The sequence below is a fragment of the Halochromatium glycolicum genome, assembly GCF_016584085.1.
Classification (GTDB): domain Bacteria; phylum Pseudomonadota; class Gammaproteobacteria; order Chromatiales; family Chromatiaceae; genus Lamprobacter; species Lamprobacter glycolicus.
This window is the reverse complement of the sequence record NZ_NRSJ01000010.1, coordinates 57,158-78,248: the sequence shown is the minus strand read 5'-3', so window position 1 is coordinate 78,248 and position 21,091 is coordinate 57,158. Positions and strand designations below refer to the sequence as shown.

Below are 21,091 nucleotides of genomic sequence, written 5' to 3'. Positions count from 1 at the left end.
CGGTGCTTGGGTGAGCTCGATGATACAAATGTTGCGAAATTGTAGTAATTTGTTGTTGGTTATAGACAGAATAACGACCACCCACCACGAAGAGGAGGAGGATGATGCTGAGGCAGAGGGGAATGTTGGCGATGGGACTGTGCACCGCTGTCGCGAGCACCGGCGCAGCCGCCTACGACCTGTCGATTCAAGGCAACGACTACGGAACGCTCAACGCGCGGCTGCGGGCAATAAGCATCCTGACGGCCAAGGACAACGGCTGGGACCCCAGTAGCGGTAATGCCTATTCGGTCATGGCCGGCTACAAGAGCCCGAGCTGGAACGGCTTCCGCTTCAATGCGGCCGCTTACCTGAACGGAGACATCTTCGGGAGCACTGACTTCGATCCGACGATCCGCGAGGAGCGCACGGCACGCGGGCTTTTCCTGGCCGATGACGGCGCGCAGAAGGGCCAGCTGACCAATGTCAATGTCACCTTCGAGAACGAACAGCTCTATGGCTTCATCGGACGCGGGCAGATCGCTTCACCGCTGACCGAGAACACCTATAACCTGGTGCCGAACGCCTACACCGCGCTGATCGTCGGGGCCAAGCCGGTTGAGGGGTTCGACATCTCGCTCGGGCAGATCACCCAGATGTCGTTTGGTACCCGCGCGATGACCGACTGGGGCTTCATCGGTGAGGGGAGCGGCACCGGCGGCGCGGCGCAGTTGCCGAGCCAGGATGGGCTTGGTCAGGCAAGGTTCCTCAATCTGGGGCAGATCGCTCTGGGTCCGGATGCCGACGATATTGCCGGCATGACCATCGCCAGCGTCCGCTATGCCGGCCTTCCGCATACCAAGCTCGGACTCTGGAACTATTACACCGAGGATATCGCCAACAGTCTCTACTTCGACGTCGATGCCAAGATCCCACTCAACAAGCTGAAGCTGGACCTCGGTGCCCAGTACCTGCGTCAGGATGACGTCGGCGATGGCACCGAGGGTATCCAAGGTATCCCGGCGATCCAGGCCAACTTCGGCAGCGGCGAGCTCGATTACAACCTGTTCGGTCTGAAGGCTGGCCTGATTGGCCCGAAGAAGAAATGGACCGCCCACCTAATGTGGAACCAGTCCGATGGCGATACGGCATTCTTCAATGCCTTCGGCGGCGATCCGGCCTATACGAGCTCGATCTTCTCACGCAACGCCTATCGCCAGGATGTCAGCTCCTGGGGCGCGCGCGCCAGCTACGCGATCATGCCGGGCCTGCGCTTCGTTGCCGCCTATTTCGACTACGGCCAGTCCGAGACTCGAGGCGCAGTGCCCAATGTCTCGCCCAATGCGGCGCCAACCTCTGACGCCAGCGAGCTCGACCTGGTGCTGGTCTGGAAGCCGAAGCAGGTTAAAGGGCTCACGCTCAAGACCTTCTATGTCAACCGTACCAGCGAGTACGATGAGTTCGTGAATCAACGCAGCGGTATCAAGGCCGACGCCACCATGAGCCATTGGCGCCTGATCGCGACCTACAGCTTCTGATCATCTGCAGGTCCTGATCGCCTAAGGACGCGCTGATCCATCGGCGCTTCCCGCGCGGGACAGGATGTCCCGCTCTTTTAATAGGCACTAACAGAATACCCTCTATGGCCTAACAAATCAGCAACTTGTGTGGGCTAGCCGGGCATTTTGATAGGGCCTCTAAAGCGCCCAAGCCCCTGAACATGAAGGGGCCGGGAAGCCGCCCACTTGCGAACAGGTTCCGGCGCCGTCTGAACCTCTTGTGTCATTCAGCCAGCAGCCAGCAGCCAGCGGGAAGCTGCTGTGTCTGCGGTTAGTCCTGCCTCAGCTGCGCCCGGTAGCGAGCGAACAGCTCCCGGCTCGCTTGCCCCGGCGGCGCGGTCAGGAGGCTGACGGCGATGATCGCGAGGGTTGCGAGCAGCACGCCCGGTACGATCTCATAGAGCGCGAAGATCCCGCCCTCGAGCTGCTTCCAGACCACGACCACCAGGCCGCCGGTGACCACGCCGGCGATCGCGCCGTGCCAGTTCATCCGCTCCCAGTAGAGGCTGATCAAGAGCACCGGGCCGAATGCGGCACCGAACCCGGCCCAGGCATAGGACACCAGTCCAAGCACGGTGCTGTCGGGATCGGTGGCGAGACCCAGGGCAACCAGTGCCAGCAGGACGACTGCCAACCGGCCGATCAGCACGATCTCGCGCTGGCTGGCGCCGCGACGCACCAGTTGTCGATAGAGGTCTTCGGCCAGCGCTGATGAGGAGACGAGCAACTGCGAGTCCGCCGTGCTCATGATCGCCGCTAGGATCGCCGCGAGCAGGATGCCGGCGATCACTGGGTGGAACAGCGCCTCCACCAGCACCATGAAGATCGTCTCGGCGTCCTTGAGCTCGCCGCCGAGGTTGTTGCCGACATAAGCGACCCCGGCGAGTCCGACCAACACGGCGCCGACTAGACTGAGCGCCGTCCAGCCGACCGCGATGCGCCGGGCCGTCGGGACGTCCCCGGGGCTGTTGATGCCTTTGAATCGGGCGAGGATGTGCGGCTGGCCGAAATAGCCGAGCCCCCAGGCCATCAACGAGACGATGGCCAGCAGCGTGAGCGGTTTGCCCTCGTTGTTCGACCAAAGGTTCAGCAGGTCCGGGTTCGTTGCCTGCAGCGTTGCGATGGTCGCATCCCAGCCGCCGTCGGCCTGGATCGCGATGACAGGGACGATCAATAAGGCCGCCGCCATCAACAGCCCCTGCACGAAGTCCGTCCAGGATACCGCCAGAAAGCCGCCGAACAGGGTATAGGAGACGATGAACAGGGTGCCGGCGACGACAGCGATCAGATAATCGAGCCCGAAGACGGTCTCGAAGAGTTTGCCGGCTGCCACGAGACCTGAGCTGGTGTAGAACAGAAAGAACAGCAGGACGAAGAAGGCCGCGACCGCCTGCAGCAGATGGCCGCGGTCGCCGAAGCGGTTGGCGAAGAACTCGGGGATCGTCAGCGAGTCGTTCGCGGCGGCACTATAGACGCGCAGCCGCCGCGCCAGCAGCAGCCAGTTCAGCCAGGTGCCGAGCAACAGCCCGCCCGCGAGCCAGAAGGCCTCAATGCCTGACGCGAACGCGAAGCCGGGCAGCCCGAGCAGCAACCAGCCGCTCATATCCGATGCGCCTGCCGAGAGCGCAGCCGGCCAGGGGCCGAGACTGCGGCCACCGAGGAAATAGCCGGACGAGTCGGTCGTGCGGCGATAGGCCCAAAACCCGATGGCGATCATTAGGGCAAGATAGGCGACAAAGGTCGCGATGACAGCGGCGTTGGCATCGAGCATCGTGGCAGAGGACCTGAGGTTCGGTTGAGCGTTGACGGCGCCTGCGTTGGGCGAAGGGCGACCGTCCTGGTCGCGGAACGCTAACATGACGCTGCCTGGAGCGTCTCGGCGCGATGCCGTTGCGGGGAAAAATGGGCGGCCGACGCAGACAATCGGTTACCGTGAAGCTCCTCGGATTGAGCGTCCGGAGTGGCAGCGTGCCATCGGCGTTACCGTGAATCAGGCGGGATTCATCGTCCGGGTTAGGGCCGTGCGATGCTCGTTGGAGTGGAATTGACGTCATTGTCCTTGGCTCGGAACCTGCTTTACTGATCTGATTGCCAATTTGCGAGCAACGGCTGCTCGCCGCATGCTCGGCGAGCAAGGCCCATCACACGCCAGCATGTCCATCGTTACCGCCAAGGCCTTTCGCCAGCAGATCATGAAACCGGCCGAAGGCCTGTTTCTGTTCCATGCGCGTGCGATCGAGCGTCTGATCGAGGGGCAGCTGGGTGAGCGGCTCGCCGGCGTGGCGGTGCCGAATCTGCCGTATTACCTGATGCCCCAGGCCGACTTCCTGCTCGGGCTCGAGACCGAGAACCCCGAGGCGCTGTCGGTGATCGAGGGGCTGCAGCTCCCGAGCCAGGTCATCCTGCTGCCGAGTCCGCCGCATCAACGTCTCGAGCAGCGCAGCTTCACCCGATTGCGCTACGACTACTGGGCGCGCTCGTTCGAGGCCGAGGTCGCGCGTACCTGGCAGACTGCGCAGGAGTGTGGCGATCACCGTGAGCGTTTGGGTGCGGATTCGCTGCGTGCGCTGATCGGCCACTATGCCTTCGCCGAGGTCCGTGAGGTGCTGGGCCACGATGGACTGATCCTCCCGGTCTGGGATGACGACCTGATCTGCCGCAGCTTTGTCGCATTCGTCGTTCGGCTGCGCTATTTCGCGCCCGGCGCGCGTGGCTTCTTCTTTCCGGCGATCCAGGTCTGGCCGCAGGTGGATCGTTGGATGTCGCTCGGTGGGCTGGACCTGCCGAGACCGCTGGTCGATTCCCGTCTTCCGCGCCTGCTCATCAAGAGCCGCCCTGGCAGCGGTGGGAGCCTGCGCGCCGATGCCCCCTTGCTGCCGGTGGCGCTGCCTTATGGCCGCAGCGATCCGGACCTGGCGCAGGTCATGGCACGAATGCAGCAGTCGCTCCCGACGGCATTGCGCCTCGCTGGCGGTCAGGCCGAGCATTCACCGCTGCTCGGGGCGATCATCCCTGACGCCGTGGAGACCCCTGCCCTGAGCCCCGCATTGGAGCAGCGCTGTCTCGATGCGGTTGCGCGCGGTGTCCAGTTGGAGCAGTGCCCAGGATGGCGTGAGCGGATCGGGGATCAACTGGGGATCTGGCGCACCCAGCTGCTGGCCGTGCTGCGCTGGGTGCCGGCGGTACCAATGCCCTCGCTGCTGAGCAGGAAACGCCGCCCGGGCGATGCCGACCCGAACGCACCTCCGGAGGTCGAGGTGCGCGCCGGGCTAACGCTATTGGAGCGGGCCGTCGCCGCAGCGACCCGTGCCGAGCGTCGAGGCTATCCGGCCCTCGCGCTGCGGCGGCTCGCGGCGGCGCGCCGGCTGGTGCGGCGGCTGATGACGGAGCTACGGGCCCTGCCTCCGGCGCTCGATCAGGCCATCGGTGAACGCGAAGCGGCCGTTGAATCCTCTTTGAGTGCGGGGCTCGCTCGGCGCTGGTCATTGGACGACGAGACGCACGAGGAGCTCCACACATTCATTCGCCGGCTCACAGCCGACGACCGCGCGCGCTATGGCTCACCGGCGGCGCAGGGGCTGCTCGGCTGCCTGGAGCAGCTGCAGCTGCAGGGGCCGAGCGACTATTATCGGCTTCGACTCGGGCGCTGGCTGCTGCAGTTCGGGCGCGGCCAGGTGCGCGAGCTGCTCCCGTTTCAGCCGATGCTCAAGGCCCTGCGGGCGCTCGAGACCAGCCGCGCCCGGCTCGAGGAGCTCCATTGGCCGCTCGCCGATCTCGAACGGTTCTCTGGGGTATTGCGGACGCTGAACCGCCGCATCACCGACCGCCTCGAGACCGCGCTCACGCCGCGGTTGGAGCAGGCGATGCGCGAAGCCGATTTCGTGCCGCGCGATCACCGCGAGATCGTCGCCGCGCATAAGATGAAGCTCGAGCTGCTCGATGTGATCAAGCATCGGCGGCACCTCAAGTTCACCGATGTCCGCGACATCGTCGCGCGCAACATCCTGCGCCTGCCTGATCCGACCTGGAGCGAGTTCTTCCGGGGCGACCGGCTGCGCCGGTTCGACCGGACCGCCGAGCGAGCGCTGCCCGGCGTCTACCGCCCCGGCGAGATCTACATCAAGGGGCTGCAGCAGCTCGGTGCGCCGCTGTTCGGCACCCCGCTCGGGCGCGACCTACTGCGCTATCTGCTGCTGCCGTTCGGCGGCGCCTTCATGGTGCTGAAGAGCCTGGATCTGCTGATCGAGCTGATGCCGTATGTCGAGAAGGGGTTTCACCTCACCGAGCCGATCTCGGTCGCGTTCAGCGGCGCCTTGATCAACCTGGTGGCCTATACCGGTATCGGCCGCCATCTCGCCAAGGCGGTTGCGTTTGGCAGTTGGCATATCCTGCATTTCCTCTTCTGGGAGGGCCCGCGCGCACTGCTGCGCTGGTGGCCGATCGCGGGCCTGCTGGGTACCGGATTGATGCGCGGGCTGGGGCGCAACCTGATCCAGCCGTTGTTGATCGGGACGCTGCCGCTGGCCCCGATCATCGCGCTCGCGGTGCTCGTCGACGAGGTCCCGATCCAGCCCGGCCTCTGGCTGCTCGGGCTCGCGTTCGCTCTCGGGACCCTGGCCCGGAACACCCCAGCCGGACGGCGCTTCCTCGATAATCTCAGCACGAGCATCGGCATCTATCTGCAGCGGATCAACCAGGCCCTGTTCATCGGCCTGATCCAACAGCTGCTGTTCTTCTTCAAGGAGGTTACGCGCCGCTTCTCGCAGATCCTGCACCGTGTCGATGAGTCCTTGACCCATCATTTGAGCGAGCGCTGGACCAGTCTCGCCGCCAAGGCCCTGCTGGCGCCGATCTGGCGCTTCTCCGAGGCCCTGATCCAGTTCTATGTCACCGTGCTGGTCGAGCCACAGGTCAATCCGGTCAAGCACTTCCCGATCGTCAGTATCGGTCATAAGCTGTTGCTGCCGTTCCTGCCCGCCATCACAACGGCCTTCGTCGAGATCTCGAAATCGGTCTTGCCGAAGGTCATCGCCTATCCGTTGGTCACCTTGACCATCGTGCTGCTGCCCGGGCTGTTCGGGTTCCTGGTCTGGGAGCTGAAAGAGAACTGGAAGCTCTATGAGGCCAACCATCGCGAGCGGCTGCGCACCCCGGACGGTGGCGGCCAGCCGGTGCTGCAGATCGAGCCGGCGAGCGTCGGCGCCCATGGCGAGAGCATGCGCGGGCTGATGTGCCGAGGGTTCCACAGCGGCACGCTGCCGAAGGGCTTCGACCGCCTGCGCAAGGTGATCCGCGAGCAACTGCGCGATGACAATGCCTATCCAAAGCGTCTGCGTCGTTGTCAGCGGCATCTCGAAGAGGTCGAGCAGGCGATCGGGGTGTTCGTAGACCGAGAGTTTTCGTTCGCGCTGCGCGAGCGTTGCCGCAACCCGAACTGCACCCTGACCCGGATCGAGACCAATATCCCGCGGCTGGCGACCGAGCTGGTCGAGATCAGCGTCGCGATCCATCCGCGGGCTGCCGATTCCAGTGCGTCCGCCGACCCCTCAGCGACCGCGTCAGAGCCTGTGGTCTATCCGGGCGAGTCCAACGGCAACGGACTGGCTGATCCTGAACCGGTCATGCTCGGTATTCGGATCGTCTTCGATGGACGGCGGATGTGCTTCGACACCGAGCTCAGCGGTGAACCGGCGCGCATCGGACCGCGCTGCTGGGCGATGATCAGTGAGGACCTGAGGCTCTTCGCGGGTCGCGCCGGCGCCGACCTGCGCGGGATCGAGATCGATCTCCCTGCGAGCGCGGAGCTGGTGCCGGTTGCCGAGGAGGTCGACAACGGCGTGCTGGAGCCGTCGACGGCGCCGGATCGGATCGTGCTGCGGCGCAACGAGCCGATGGCCGGCTAGGTCGCCGACCGCTGGGCTCGGCATCCTGAATAGCCGCAACAGTGAGTAGCCGCAACAGTGAGTAGCCGCAACAGAATGACTGCCGCGCGCTGGGAGATCAGGAGCTTGCGCGAGTCAAAAGGGGCGTTTTGACAGGGCCTCTAAAGGAGTGTCTCGCGTTTGTTGCCCGATGTTGCCGCGACCGGTCCCGCTCCGGAAGCGGAGACTGGTTTCCGAGCAGTTACTCAGCTGGGCCGTCTCAGAGCGCCAGGTCGATGCTGCTCACCAAGATGCCCGGGAGCAGGCTGCTCGCCGTCGAGCGTCCATCGTAGGTCTCGGCCGAGAGGCGCAGGTCGCGCTCTCGGGTCAGCTGCTCGAGCTGCTCGCCGAGCAGCCGATAGAGGCTGTCGTCGAAGCGCATTACCGCAAGCGGTGCGACCAGCTCGCCCTGCTCGACCCAGAAGGTGCCGAAGCGGGTCATCCCGGTCACCCGGCAGGCGTTGCGGTCGGACCAGTTCCCGTACCAGAGGTTGCCAATGTAGAGACCGGTGTCGAGCGTGCTGAGGACCCGGTCCGAGGGAAGCTCGCCGGCCGCCATCGCAAGCGACTCCGGCCACTCAGCCCCGGCGTTGACCTCGGCCCCGTATTCCTTGGCCGAGCGGGCATCGGCGAGACAGGTGTCGAAGCGTCCATTCGTGATCAACGGGACCTGGTCGGCCTTGACGAAGCCCTCATCGATGAAGCCGGGCGCCAGCCCGCGGTTGTTGTCCTCGAGGAGCGTGACGGCTGGATGGAGCTGGCGCTCGCCGCTCGCAAGCTGGGTGAGGGGCGATTGGCGGGTGCGATGATCGCGTAGGCCGAAGCCGCCCCAGGCCAATAGGTCCATCAGCTCTTCCAATGCGGCGGGGGCGAGGAAGGCGCGGTACGGGCCCGGCTCGATCCGATGCACCGGTCGTGCCATGACCGCCAGCCTTTCGCGTTGCGCCGAGAGCCTCGAATCCAGCTCGCCGGGCTGCCAGTCGAAGCCGCTGTAGCTGTCCTTGACCGCCTTGTCACTATCCAAATAGGCGCTCCAGTCGAGATTGAAGCTCGTGCTCTGGTGCCAGTGGCGATGACCGAGCGAGCTGGCGAGCCCATCGGCGATCTTGCCGGCGGCGTAGATGCCAACCAGATCCAGCCCCTCGCCGAGGCCTGTCAATGTCGTGACCGCTTCCCTGACGGACGGTAGCCGGGCCGGCAGCTCGGTGTGCGATCGGCTCGGTGCGTCCGAGATGTTCAGATAGGGGTCGTCCGGCACATGCGCGATCCGGTCTCGCAACTGGCCGAGCATTGCGAGGATGAGCGCCCTGTCTGTTTCCGGATCACCGCTCAGATTGCAGCTGGCCTGCACCTGCCGGGCGCCCTCGATCAAGGTCAGTGCCAGCTCCTGGGTCTGGAGCGCACCGGCCTGGCGCACCCGGTTGCGATTGAAGCGGACGAAGTCCGACTGCTCGCTGCGCAGGCTCAGGAACAGCCGCTCGTCGCCCCGGAGGTGAGCGAAGACCTGCTCGGCCATCGCGAAGAAGGGCTCGGCATTCATAGGCCACCTCCGAAGACCTCGACATCGCGAAAGAGACAGGGTGGTGAGGCGTGACCGACATAGACGGACTGGTTCGGCTCGCCTTTACCACAGTTGCGAACGCCGCCCACCTCAACGGTATCGGGCGCGCCGACGCCGTCGAGACTGCGCCAGAACGTGGCCGAGATGCCTCGATAACCAGGGTTGCGGACCAACCCATTGAGCTCACCATCCTCGATCAGCCGCCCAAGCTCGCAGCCGAACTGGAATTTGTTGCGGCTGTCGTCGATCGACCAGGACCGGTTGGTGTCAATCAATACGCCGCGCTCGACGCGGCCGATCAGTCCCTCCAACGAGTCCCGGCCGGGCTCGAGGTTGATATTGGTCATCCGGTCGATCGGCGGGCGGTCCCAGTCGCAGGCCCGCGCGCTCGCGGTGCCGGCGAGCCCGGAGCGCGCCTGGGACAGCGCGCCGCCGAGCGGGCGCTCGAGCAGGCCGTTGCGGATCAGGTGGGCGCGCGTGGCGATGGTGCCTTCATCATCGGCAACGCAGCTGGCGAGCTCGTTGGTCAGGGTCGGGTCGAAGGTGACATTGAGCAGCGGCGAGCCGTATCGATAGCGGCCGAACATTTGGGGCGTGACGAAGCTCAGGCCGGCATAGTTGCGCTCGTCGCCGAGGATGCGGTCGAGCTCGAGCGGATGGCCGATCGACTCGTGGATCTGCAAGACCATCTGATTCGGCATCAGCACCAGATCGCGCCGGTCCTGTGGGCACTCGGGCGCTTGCGCCAGCGCGATCGCCTCCTCGGCGACGCGCTCGCCGTCCTCGCGGAGACGGGCGGCGGCGATGCGCTCCAGTCCGCCTTGGCGCGGCATGAGCGCACCGCCTCCATGTCGGGTCTGCGTCTGACCAGCAAGATGGGCTGTCGCCGCGAGGCCGCCGTGCACATGCTCCCAGCACTGCCGGATCGCAGCGCCGTCGGCGCTGACCAAGAGCTGCTCAGTCCGGCGGTGGCTGAGCCAGGCGTCGCGCTCGACGATGGGCTCGCCCAGGTCCATCTGTCGGCAGCTGTCGAACAGCAGCCCGAGCTTGTCGTCGAGTGACCAGGCCGACCAGGGCTCGGCGACTTCCGTCTCGTACTCGGCGCGCACTGCGGTGCGCGGATAGAGGCGGGCATCGAACAGGCCGCGCTCTGCGTGCAGCGCGGCCAGCTCCCGAGCGCGCCCGGTCGCTTGCGCGAGGCCGCTTGGGCTGAGGTCGCCGGTCGCCGCATAGCCCAGACCGCCCTCGGCGATCAGCGTGATCATCGCGCCCTGGGAGCGCCACAGGCTGCTCGGCTCGGCGACCTCATCGCGGACGTTGACCAGCTCGCCGGTCGTATCGACCAGGCGCAGGGTCCAGTAGTCGGCGCGCGGTGCGGACGCGGTGAAGGCATTGGCGATGCGATCGAGATGGATCATCTTGCTACCCTGAATCACGCCGAACTGGACAACTGTACCAATCAGCATCTTACTAGGTGGGCGATGTCCGGAAGGAATCCCAGGTCCGTCGGCCACAGTGCCTGGCGTCTCGTGCGTCGAGTAAGTCTCACCTGTCATCCTGCTGCAGTGCTTGCGTGATACCATCCGCGCCCATGCTGCACTACCCTGACATCGATCCGGTCGCCTTCGTCATCGGGCCGCTCGCGGTCCATTGGTATGGGCTGATGTATCTGCTCGGCTTCATCGCGGGCTGGGCGCTGGCGCGTTGGCGCGCGTCGCGACCCGGCTCGGCCTGGACGGCCGAGATGGTGGACGATGTCGTGTTCTACTGCGTGATCGGCGTGATCGCGGGTGGCCGACTGGGCTACATGCTGTTCTACGGCTTCGACCAGATCCTGGCGAATCCGCTCAATCTACTGAAGGTCTGGGAAGGTGGGATGTCCTTCCACGGCGGCCTGATCGGCGTGCTCCTGTCGATGTGGCTGTTTGCGCGCAAACACGGGATGCGCTTCTTCCAGGTCAGCGATTTCGTTGCGCCGCTGATCCCTCCGGGACTCTTGGCTGGGCGGATCGGCAACTTCATCAACGGCGAGCTCTGGGGCCATCCGACGACGCTCCCTTGGGGGATGCGCCTGCCCTGCGATCGTTTCCCTGACGTCTGCGCCGGTCTGCCGCCCGATGCCCAATGGAGTGTCCCGCTGCATGCGTCACAGCTCTATGAGGCCACCCTCGAGGGGCTGGTGCTGTTCGTCCTGCTCTGGGCATTCTCCAGTCGTCCGCGCCCGATGATGGCCGTCTCGGGGATGTTCTTGCTACTCTACGGCCTGTTCCGGTTCAGTGTTGAGTTCGTCCGCATGCCTGATGCCCATATCGGCTATCTGGCGTTCGACTGGTTGACGATGGGGCAGCTGTTGACCATCCCGATGCTGGTCGTCGGACTGGTGCTATTGCTGCTCGCCTATGCCCGCTCTGGCGCTCAATCGGGGGCTGGACGTTCCGCCTGATCGAGCCGTTGAAACACGAAACGGCAGTTGACTCGTGCATCGCGTCAGACGTACCGAGGCCCTTTTCCTGCCACCGGGTCCTGCCACCTGGGCTCTCAGCGCTGTAGGAGCCCGCTTGCGGGCGACCAGACCGCGCTCGCGGCGGCAAAGATCGCCCGCAAGCGGGCTCCTACCTCACGACCATTGCGGGCGGCGACAATCGGTCTCGGGATTTCCGCTGTCTTGCACTCGAGGCAGCAGTCGGCCGCTGCGCAGATCAGGCAACAGCCTGGGTTGACTGAGGTTTTGCAGCCACTCGATGCTCATCCCTGGGTGCCGGCCGCCACGGCCCCCATCGCACGCGCAGCGCGACGCCCCCTGGATTGCGGCTCGTTTGAACGGAACACTGATTCCGCGTGGTTGTGCCTTGCTGGATACCGCTCCCTTCGACACTCTCGGTCGCTTACCGTGAATCACGCGAAGTTCATCTTCCGGTGTGGCGCCGTGCCATAAACGGTACCGTAAATCACGCGAAGTTCATCTTCCGGCGTGGCGCCGTGCCATAAACGGTACCGTGAATCACGCGACATTCATCGTCCGGGGTGGCCCATTGCCATCAACGTTAGGACGGTCATCGAGTCCGGGCGAGACGGACTCGCCCCCGGGCTCACTCGGCTGCCACCGCGTCCAGATCGGCAGCGGCGGTCGGCCGCAGCGGAATCGGCTCGAGCCGCAGCGCGTGCAGGACGCGCCAGGCGAGCTCATCGGGCGAGCGCGAGATCACCTCGACCGGGATCTCGTGCTTGTCGTGCAACCGCTCGAAATCCTCGAAGCCATAGGAGACCATGAACGGGTGCATGCCCGAGTTGACGGCGGCACGAAAGTCCTTGGCTTCATCGCCGCAAGCGAAGGAGCAGGCCGGGTTGATGCCGAAGCGCTCGCGGGTCTGGCGGAAGTAGGCCAGCTTGTTCTCGCTGAGCGGCAGGTGTACCAGAAAGTCCAACAGGTCGGGCTCGATGCCGTGCCGCTCGAAGAGTCGGGTCAGGGTCGCGAGCGGTTCGATCGTGATATTCCGGGTCACGATCCCGACCCTGACATCGTCGGCGGTCGCAAGTCGGCGCATCAGTGTCTCGATCCCATCGAACATGCTGGCCTCTTCCCGATAGACCTCGGTCAGGGTCGCGATGATCTTGGTCCGGCGCCCCGGGCCGATCTGTCGTCTGAGATTCTGCGGCATCTCCTTGAAACCGCCGAGATACTTGAACAGGTTGCGGCGTTTCTGGAAGCGCGCCAGTGGCCCGATATCCATGCCGTGATGAGCGAAGGTCTTCTCGATGGCGCGAAAGGCGTCGATGGTGGTTCCATCGGCGTCTAGGATGACGAGGCGTTCGTTGGTAAACATTGCATCTGACCGACCGTGCCATGGCAACGCATTGCCTTGCAGCAATGGCATCAGATACCGGGTGCTGCGCGGCTTGCCGATTTTCGCATATCGTTGGCGCTGATGAGGCACGGAAGGTGTCTTGCCGTCGCAGGGTCGTCGGTGCAGAACGCCGGTCGAACAATTCGGCCCCAGACTGCTCTAGCAGGCGGTCAGGGTATCGGCGTAACTTTCTGATTAAGAAAGAAATTGTTTTCTGCCGAAAAATGAAAATCTTTACTTATCAGTGGGTTGTCTCTGGAAGCCCGACAGCCTGCTAGGCCGTGCCAGCGGGCGCGGAACCTCGGCAGGACCCTGTTAGCACCTGGCGGAAGCTGATGGCGTACTGATTTTTTCGCTTCGATCGCGAATAATCGCGGTTCCTGCGCAACAGTCGATTTGATGAGCGAACAGAGGTGGTCATGCCTTTAGCCATTCGATCCAGCGCCTTTTCGGAGGGTGCAGCGATTCCGGTTCAGTACAGCTGTGATGGCGATGATCGCTCGCCACCGTTGGAATGGGACGGGGTGCCCGAGGGGACCAAGAGTCTGGCGCTGATCGTCGATGACCCGGACGCTCCCGATCCGGCCGCGCCGAAGATGACCTATGTGCACTGGGTGCTCTACAACCTGCCGCCGACGCTCCAGGGCTTGCCTGAGGCATTCGAGCCGGCGACCCTCGCCGAGCCTGTCGGAGAGGGGATCAACGATTGGCGCCGCACCGCCTATGGTGGTCCATGCCCCCCGATCGGCCGCCATCGGTATTTTCACAAGCTCTATGCGCTCGATACGGTGCTGAACGGCCTGTTGCGACCCACCAAGTCGGATCTGGAACGGGCAATGCGCGGTCATGTGCTCGAGCAAGCGACCCTGATCGGCACCTACGCCCGATGAATCTGAAGTTGCCGAAGAGCTACAAGCTGTTCCTCGCGATCTGCGTCGTCGCCGGCCCGTTCATCTGGCTGGTGCTGACCGAGGACGGCAAGCGCCGCAGCGATCTCTTCCTGCTGCATCTGCTCGGCCATCAGCCGTTCAACCTGGCGGTTGAGAATCTGCGCCCGGGCCTGGACGAGGCGTTCCTGCTCGACCAATTCTCTCGTGTCGAGTTCGACTGTGACGATGGCCGCCATGCGCTGGGTGAGCGACGCTGCGCGGCCCAGATCGGCTCATTCAACGGTATTCCGGCGCGGCGGGTCGAGCTCTACTGGAAGGATGTCGGTGGCAATGACGAGGACGGTAGCGAGAAGGGTGTCGGGCTCAACGCGATGCGGCTCGATTACCGCGAGCGTTGGCATGCGCTGCTGATCGACGAGCTCAAGACGCGCTATGGCCAACCGCGACAGGACATCGTCGGCGAGCGGACCGTGCTTGCCTGGCGCTTTGACGGCGGGATGCTGCTGATCCCGAAGACGCTCAGCGACGACGAGACACCGACCCTGATGTGGGTGCGCCAGCAGGTCTGAGCGGCTGGCGGCGCGGTTCTTGGTGTACCGGCCTCGTCTCAAAGTTTGAGGGTTGGGTTAGCGATCGCTGCACGCTCAGGGCGTTACGGCCTTGCAGCTAACGCGGCGAGGAATCGCTCGAGCTCTGAGACGGGCAGGGGCTTGGCGAAGAGATAGCCTTGGCCCTGCTCGCAGCCCTCGTCGAGCAAGAAGTCGCGCTGAACCTCGGTCTCGATTCCCTCGGCCAAGATCTCGAGCGCCAGGCTCTTGCCGAGCCCAATGATGGCCTGGGTGATCGCCGCGTCGTTGGCGTCCTCCGGGATGTCGGAGACGAACGAGCGATCGATCTTGAGCTTGGTCAGCGGCAGTTGCTTGAGGTAGCTGAGCGAGGAATAGCCGGTGCCGAAATCGTCCATCCCCAGCTTGACGCCGAGGTCGCGAAGCTGACGCAGGCGCATCGCCGACTCGTCTGGTGAGGCCATGAGGCTGCTTTCGGTGATCTCGAGCTCCAGGTTGACGGCGGCAAGCCCGGCTGACGCCAAGGCCTGCTGCACCCTGTCGACCAGGTCGTCATGCGCGAGCTGGCGCGTCGAGAGGTTCACCGCCATGGTGGCGTCGGCGGGAAGCTGCTCGGACCGCAGCCAGTGCCGCATCTGGGCACAGGCCTCGCGCAGCACCCATTCGCCGATCGGCACGATCAGCCCGGTAGACTCGGCCAACGGGATGAAGCGGTCCGGCGCAATCAGGCCCATGCTGGGGTGTCGCCAGCGGAGCAAGGCCTCGACCCCACAGGGCTTGCCGCTGGGTAGGTGCAGCTGCGGCTGGTAGTAGAGCACCAGCTCCTGATTGGCGATGGCATCGTGCAGGCTGGATTCCAGCAGGATGCGCTCGAAGGCCTTGGCGGTGAGGTCTTGCGAGTAGTATTGGAAGTTGTTGCGGCCCTCGGCCTTGGCGCGAAACAGGGCGGCGTCGGCGTTGCGGATCAGGTCCTCGCCGTTGTCGCCGTGCTCGGGATGCAGGCTGATGCCGATGCTGGCGCCGAGGAAGAGCCGGTGGCCGTGGACCTCGAAGGGCTGCTGGAACAGCGCCAGCACCTCGCGCGCGACCTTGGCGGCATCTTCGTCGTGCTGGATGGTGCTGAGGATGATGCTGAACTCATCGCCGCCCATGCGCGCGAGGGTATCGGCGCCGCGGATCAGCCCCTCGAGCCGGCGCGCCAAGGCGACGAGCACGGCATCGCCGTGGCTGTGGTCGAAGCTGTCGTTGATCTGCTTGAACTGGTCGAGATCGATGAAGAGCACGGCCAGCTTTGCGTGGCTGCGCTGTGCCAACTGAACGGCCTGGCTCAGCCGGTCGGAGAACAGGAAGCGGTTGGGAAGCTCGGTGAGGGGGTCGTGCTGCGCTAGGTGGGCATAGCGTAGATCCTTGGCGTGCAGGGCCTCCAGGAGCTCGATCTGATCGGTGATGTCGCGCGAGATCTCGATGATGCCATCGATGGTGCCGTGCCTGCCCCGCAGCGGGGTGGCGGCGAACTCGTGGGTGTGCTCGCGGCCGTCGGCGCCGAGCACTTGATGCATCACCTTGGACGGCTTGCCGGAGCGCAGCACGTTCGTCATCGGGCAACTGCGCAGGGTTTCATGACAGGGCGCATCGCTCTGGTAGATCAACTGATAACAGCGCAGATCGCCCGCGAGCATGCCCATATCGGCGGCCTTCCCTTGCGCGCTGCGGTTCATGCGGCGGATGCGGCGATCACGATCGACGACCAGGATCGGGTCCTCGATGCCGTCGATGATGTCTTGCAGGAAGCGTCGCTCCTCCTGTAGTGCCTGCTCGGCGGCGCGCTGCTCGGTCACATCCTCGCCGGAGGAGAGGGTGCCGGTGGGCCGACCCTCGGCATCACGGACGACCCGATTGTGCCAGGCGATCAGGCGCTCGTCGCCCTGGGCCGTGAGCAGGTGCCCTTCGACGTACTCCGAGGCCTGGCCGTCGTCCTGCAGCAGATGCGCGAGGATGGATGCGACCGCGTCTCGCTCGGCCTCGGGAATGAAGCCGGTGATCCAGTCGCGGCCGAGCAGCTCGGACTCGGCGAGCCCAATGACCTCGCAGCCCTTGGGGTTGATCAGGGTGATGCGCCCCTCGCGGTCGAGCGCCAAGAGAATGCTGCCGGCGACCCGAAGATATTGCTCGGCGCGGGCGCGCTCGGCCTCGATCTGGCGCTGAGAGCGCTTGCGCTCGGTGATGTCGACATGGGTGCCGACCACGCGCGCCGGCTTGCCATCGGCGTCCCGCGCCAGATAGGCCCGGGAGAGCACCTCGACCCAGTGCCCGTCTTTGTGCCGCATCCGAAACTCGGTGGTGAAGTCATCGCGCTTGCCCTCCATGTAGTCCTGCAGCATGCGCCAACTGGCGAGCCGGTCGTCGGGCGCCACCAGCCGCTCCCAGGTATCCAGGGTGTTCTCGAGCTCGTCGTCGGCGTAGCCGAGCATCGCTTTCCAACGCGGCGAGTAGTAGACCCGATTGGTCTCGAGATCCCAATCGAAGACGCCGTCGTTGCTGCCGCGCATGGCCAGCGCGAAGCGCTCCTCACTTGCCTGCAATGCCCGCTGCGAGTCCTTGAGCGGGGTGATGTCTTGAGCGATCGACAACAGCTTCCGGATACCACCGACCTCGATTACCTCGCCGTTGTAGAGACAGTCGATCGAGCGCCCGTCCTGCCGGGTGAGCCGCAGCTCCAGGTCCCTGATTCGCCCATCGGACTGCAGGATCTCGATCAGGTGCTGCCGTTGCGCCTCCGAGATAAAGCCGAGGTCCACCGAGCGCACGCCGATGGCGGCCTCCCGGGCGTAGCCGGTCCTCTCCACGAAGGCGTCGTTCACATGCTCGTAGACGCCCTCGTCGAGCGAGCTGATGGTGAGCATGGTGCCGGCCGCCTGGAAGGCAGTGGTGAAGAGCGCCGCCGATTCGCGGGCCTCGCGCTCGGCTGCCTGCTGAAGTTCGGCGGCCTCTTGGCGCTCGGTGATGTCCTGCAGAAACCCCTCCAGGCCACTCACCTTGCCCGCCTCGTCCCAGACCGCCTTGGCCCGGCAGGTGACCCAGCGTTGCGTGCCGTCGGGGCGCCGGATTCGATAATCGAGGTTGTGCTCGACGCCGGTGGCGCAACTGTGCTCCAGCGAGCCGAGCACCATCTCGGCGTCGGCGGGCTGCAAGAGCCGGCGCAGCGTCTCCGGTCCGGCCGGCGTCTCTGGCTCGAGGCCGAAGATGCGATAGATCTCCGCGGACCAGTGCGCGGTCTGCGTCTGGGCGTCGAGCGTCCAATAGCCGACCCGGGCATAGCGGAGGGCTTCGCGGAGTTGCCGGTGGGATCTCATCGATGCATCCTGAGCGGCTGCGGGCTGGGCATCCATCAGCCGGTGTCCTTGGCAGTATGAACCTGATTGCGGCCGCCGCGCTTGGCCTCGTAGAGCGCGTTATCGGCTCGGCTGATCCAGTGGGCGCAGGACTCGCCGGGGCGCCAGAGGGCGAGCCCGATACTAAGGGTCACGCGGCCCACGGTCTCGAACGGTCGCTGTCCGATGTCTTGGAGCAGGGCCTCGGCGAGCTGCAAGGCACCGCTCTGGTCCGTCCCGGGCAGCGCCAGGATGAACTCCTCGCCGCCCCAACGGGCGAGGAGATCGTTCTGGCGAACCCTGGCGCCGAGCCGGCGCGTGACCTCCTTCAGCACCGCATCGCCGACGAGGTGCCCGAAGCGGTCATTCGGGATAGGACAGACCATGACGGGCGAGCTCGTCGGCGACGGCCTGCTCGTCGCAGTGCTCCGAGAAGCAGCTCGAGCGCTCGCCACCCTGAAGCCCCGTCAAGAGGAACTTCAGGATGGCGCTCAGGCGCTCGTCATCCTCGCTGTAGATGTGGCAGACATGCACGCCCGGCTCGAACGGCTCGTTGGCGAAGCCGAGGCTGCACCGGTGGGGCGGGTAATCCATGGAACCTCCTGCGCTTGCGCCGGCGTCGAAAGGCCTCGGCATCATTGGCTCATCGGTTCCTGGACAGCATAGCAGCCGCTCTGCCCGGAAGCGGTTGCTCCGCCCGCCGGCGGTCTGGAATGTGACGGCCATCTCGCGTCTTGCTGGTGCGAGGGGCGGCGGGCGCGAGCTGGGCGGCGCGCAGCGGGCCGGCTCAACTACGCGGATGCCCCTTCGGCGTCTCGATCCGGCGCCACTGGCGGCCGTCGCGCTTGATCATGTCGCCGGCCGCGGCCGGTCCCCAGGTGCCGGCGGCGTAGTTTGGGAACTCACGCGGCGGCAATGCGGCCCAGACGTCGATCACCGACTGGACGATCTCCCAACCCTTCTCGACCGTGTCGGCATGCTTGAACAGGGTCGCATCGCCCTTCATGCAGTCGTAGATCAGGGTCTCGTAGCCGGTGGCCGGCTTGTTGCCGAAGTAGTCCTCGTAGCAGAAGTCCATGTTCACGGTGCCGATCTTCATCGTCGGTCCCGGAACCTTGGCGCCGAAGCTCATCTGAATGCCTTCGTTCGGCTGAATCCGCAGGACCAGCATATCGCCTTCGAGCTCGTTGACCTCGGTATCCTGGAACATGATGGTGGGCGCCTTCTTGAAGTGGATCGCGACCTCGGTGTACTGTGCGGTCAGTCGTTTGCCGGTGCGCAGATAGAAGGGCACGCCGGCCCAGCGCCAGTTGTCCATGGTCAACTTGACTGCGGCGAAGGTCTCGGTGGACGAGTTTGGTTGGACGCCGGCGGAGGTGCGGAAGGCCTTGACCTGCTCGCCGTCCGGCATGGTGCCGGCGCTGTATTGGCCGCGCACGGCATGGGTGAGCACCTGCTCCGGCGTTAGCGGCTCGACCGCATCCAGCACCTTATTGACTTCGTCGCGGATCGCCTTGGCATCGAACGAGTTCGGCGGCTCCATCGCCAGGAAGCCGAGCAGGACCAGCAGGTGGTTCGGCATCATGTCGCGCAGCGCACCGGCCTCCTCGTAGTAGGCGCCGCGATGCTCGACGCCGACCGATTCGGCGACGGTGATCTGCACATGGTCGATGTGGTTGCGGTTCCAAAGCGGCTCGATGAAGCTGTTCGCGAACCGGAACACCATGATGTTCTGGACCGTCTCCTTGCCCAGGTAGTGGTCGATCCGATAGATCTGCTCCTCGTCCATGTTGCGGTGCAGGTCGGCGTTCAACGCGATCGCCGATTCCAGGTCGCGCCCGAACGGCTTCTCGATGATCACCCGGCGCCAGTCGTCCTCGGTCTCATGCAAGAGCCCGACCTCGCCGAGGTGATCGGTCACGGGGCGAAACATGCTCGGTGGGATCGCCAGGTAAAATAGGTAGTTGCCCTCGGTGCCGCGCTCGGCGTCGATCCGGCTCAGGTTCTCGCACAGGCGCTCGTATTCGCTGCCTTCGAGCATGTCGAGCTTCATGTAGTGGATGCGCTCTTCGAGCTGTCGCCAGGCGTCCAGATTGAATGCGGTGCCGTAGGTCTGATGCAGATGCTCCGAGATCCGAGAACGGAAGCTGTCGTCGTCGTGATCGAGCCGGTCGAGCCCGAGCATCACGAAGCTCTCGGGGAGTAGACCGGCCGCCCACAGGTGATAGAGCGACGGGATCAGCTTGCGCTTGGTCAGGTCGCCGCCGGCGCCGAAGATGATCATCACATTGGGCGGTGCCGGCGGCGCGGTGTTGAAGCCGGTGTGGTTCAACGACATGGTTTGCGGTTCCATCAGTCCTCCGGCTTCTCGTGGTGGCCACCGAATTGATAACGCATCGCCGAGAGCAGCTGGTTGGCGAACTCGGCCTCACCGCGGGAGCTGAAGCGCTCGTAGAGGGCGGTGGTCAGCACCGGTGACGGTGCGCCGGTCTCGATCGCGGCGATGCTGGTCCAGCGACCCTCACCGGAGTCGGAGACGCGACCGCCGAAGGTGGTCAGCTCCGGGTCGCCGTGCAGCGCATTGGCGGTCAGGTCCAAGAGCCAGGACGAGACCACCGAGCCGCGCCGCCAGACCTCGGCGATGCGGGGGAGGTCGAGCTCGTACTGGTAGAACTCGGGTTCGGACAGCGGTGCGGTTTCGGCGTCGATTGCATGATCGGCGCGGCCGACGCCGGCATGCTTGAGGATGTTCAGCCCCTCGGCATAGGCGGCCATCAGCGCGTACTCGATCCCGTTGTGGACCATCTTGACGAAGTGGCCGGCGCCGTTCGGCCCGCAATGCAGGTAGCCGAGCTCGGCGCGGTCGTAGGCGCCGCTGCGGCCCATCGTGCGCTCGATCTCGCCGGCCCCGGGCGCGAGTGCGGCGAAGATCGGGTCCAGGTGCTCGACTGCGGCGGTGTCGCCGCCGATCATCAGGCAATAGCCGCGCTCGAGCCCGAAGACGCCGCCGCTGGTACCGCAGTCGACGAACTGGATGCCATTGGCATGCAGCCGCTTGGCATGCCGGATGTCGTCCTTGTAATAGGAGTTGCCGCCGTCGATGATCATGTCACCCGGCTCCAGGTGCGGCTCGAGCTGATCGATCACGGTGTCGACCACGGCCGCCGGGACCATGACCCAGGCCGCCCGTGGCCTGCTGAGCTTGGCGCAAAAGTCGGCGAGATCGGTGCTCGCGATGGCCCCCTGTTCCTCGAGCGCGGCGACGGCGTTCGGGTCAGTATCGAACACGACACATTCGTGACCGGCGCGCATCAATCGCTGCACCATATTGGCGCCCATGCGCCCGAGACCGATCATTCCGAGTTGCATGCTGGCGTCTCCTGTTGGTGGTGGAGAGAT

14 protein-coding genes are annotated in these 21,091 nt (G+C 65.0%); 5 read left to right on the top strand and 9 right to left on the bottom strand.

The genetic code is table 11. The features are described from left to right. The first annotated feature begins 104 nt into the window (after positions 1-104). On the top strand, positions 105-1,517 hold the full coding sequence (locus CKO40_RS07780) for an OprD family outer membrane porin (RefSeq protein ID WP_200345638.1): 1,413 nt from the start codon (positions 105-107) through the stop codon (positions 1,515-1,517). A 292-nt stretch (positions 1,518-1,809) separates the two neighbouring features. Here CKO40_RS07780 and putP read toward each other — a convergent pair whose 3' ends face one another. Continuing rightward, a complete protein-coding gene (gene putP, locus CKO40_RS07775) occupies positions 1,810-3,309 on the bottom strand; it encodes a sodium/proline symporter PutP (protein ID WP_200345637.1) in 1,500 nt (499 codons plus the stop codon). Between the two features lie 382 nt (positions 3,310-3,691). Between putP and CKO40_RS07770 the strand changes: the two genes are divergently transcribed. Further along, complete coding sequence (locus CKO40_RS07770; protein ID WP_200345636.1) at positions 3,692-7,441, top strand: sulfite exporter TauE/SafE family protein; 3,750 nt, start codon at positions 3,692-3,694, stop codon at positions 7,439-7,441. A 238-nt stretch (positions 7,442-7,679) separates the two neighbouring features. On the opposite strand, the gene CKO40_RS07765 is transcribed toward CKO40_RS07770, so the two are convergent. Both CKO40_RS07765 and CKO40_RS07760 read right to left on the bottom strand, forming a co-directional pair. After that, on the bottom strand, positions 7,680-8,999 hold the full coding sequence (locus tag CKO40_RS07765) for a TldD/PmbA family protein (RefSeq protein ID WP_200345635.1): 1,320 nt from the start codon (positions 8,997-8,999) through the stop codon (positions 7,680-7,682). Further along, entirely contained in the window at positions 8,996-10,438 is a 1,443-nt protein-coding gene (locus tag CKO40_RS07760; RefSeq protein ID WP_200345634.1) for a TldD/PmbA family protein, read from the bottom strand. Before CKO40_RS07760 ends, CKO40_RS07765 begins: the two co-directional genes overlap by 4 nt. Before the next feature lie 173 nt (positions 10,439-10,611). On the opposite strand from CKO40_RS07760, the gene lgt reads away from it, so the two are divergent. Continuing rightward, positions 10,612-11,463 carry a prolipoprotein diacylglyceryl transferase gene (gene lgt, locus CKO40_RS07755; protein WP_200345633.1) on the top strand — a complete coding sequence of 284 codons (852 nt, stop codon included), beginning with the start codon at positions 10,612-10,614 and terminating at the stop codon, positions 11,461-11,463. Between the two features lie 646 nt (positions 11,464-12,109). On the opposite strand, the gene CKO40_RS07750 is transcribed toward lgt, so the two are convergent. After that, positions 12,110-12,844, bottom strand: a complete 735-nt coding sequence (locus tag CKO40_RS07750; RefSeq protein WP_200345632.1) for an HAD family hydrolase — start codon at positions 12,842-12,844, stop codon at positions 12,110-12,112. Between the two features lie 440 nt (positions 12,845-13,284). Here CKO40_RS07750 and CKO40_RS07745 point away from each other — a divergent pair, with 440 nt between their 5' ends. Beyond that, a complete protein-coding gene (locus tag CKO40_RS07745) occupies positions 13,285-13,755 on the top strand; it encodes a YbhB/YbcL family Raf kinase inhibitor-like protein (RefSeq protein WP_200345631.1) in 471 nt (156 codons plus the stop codon). Beyond that, positions 13,752-14,324, top strand: coding sequence for a hypothetical protein (locus CKO40_RS07740; protein ID WP_200345630.1), 573 nt, complete (start codon positions 13,752-13,754; stop codon positions 14,322-14,324). Before CKO40_RS07745 ends, CKO40_RS07740 begins: the two co-directional genes overlap by 4 nt. An 83-nt stretch (positions 14,325-14,407) precedes the next feature. Here the strand turns inward: CKO40_RS07740 and CKO40_RS07735 are convergent, their stop codons facing one another. From CKO40_RS07735 to gnd, 5 genes are all read right to left on the bottom strand, one after another. After that, the gene (locus CKO40_RS07735; protein WP_200345629.1) at positions 14,408-17,674 is read right to left on the bottom strand and encodes a sensor domain-containing protein; all 3,267 of its coding nucleotides are present in this window, start codon (positions 17,672-17,674) and stop codon (positions 14,408-14,410) included. 35 nt (positions 17,675-17,709) lie between these two features. After that, entirely contained in the window at positions 17,710-18,078 is a 369-nt protein-coding gene (locus CKO40_RS07730) for a GGDEF domain-containing protein (protein WP_200345628.1), read from the bottom strand. Then, positions 18,056-18,286, bottom strand: coding sequence for a DEAD/DEAH box helicase family protein (locus CKO40_RS07725; protein WP_200345627.1), 231 nt, complete (start codon positions 18,284-18,286; stop codon positions 18,056-18,058). The genes CKO40_RS07730 and CKO40_RS07725 overlap by 23 nt, the downstream gene beginning before the upstream one ends. Before the next feature lie 193 nt (positions 18,287-18,479). After that, positions 18,480-20,045 carry a glucose-6-phosphate dehydrogenase gene (gene zwf, locus CKO40_RS07720; RefSeq protein ID WP_242476899.1) on the bottom strand — a complete coding sequence of 522 codons (1,566 nt, stop codon included), beginning with the start codon at positions 20,043-20,045 and terminating at the stop codon, positions 18,480-18,482. Beyond that, complete coding sequence (gnd, locus tag CKO40_RS07715) at positions 20,045-21,061, bottom strand: phosphogluconate dehydrogenase (NAD(+)-dependent, decarboxylating) (RefSeq protein ID WP_200345626.1); 1,017 nt, start codon at positions 21,059-21,061, stop codon at positions 20,045-20,047. The genes zwf and gnd overlap by 1 nt, the downstream gene beginning before the upstream one ends. Between the last annotated feature and the right edge of the window lie 30 nt (positions 21,062-21,091).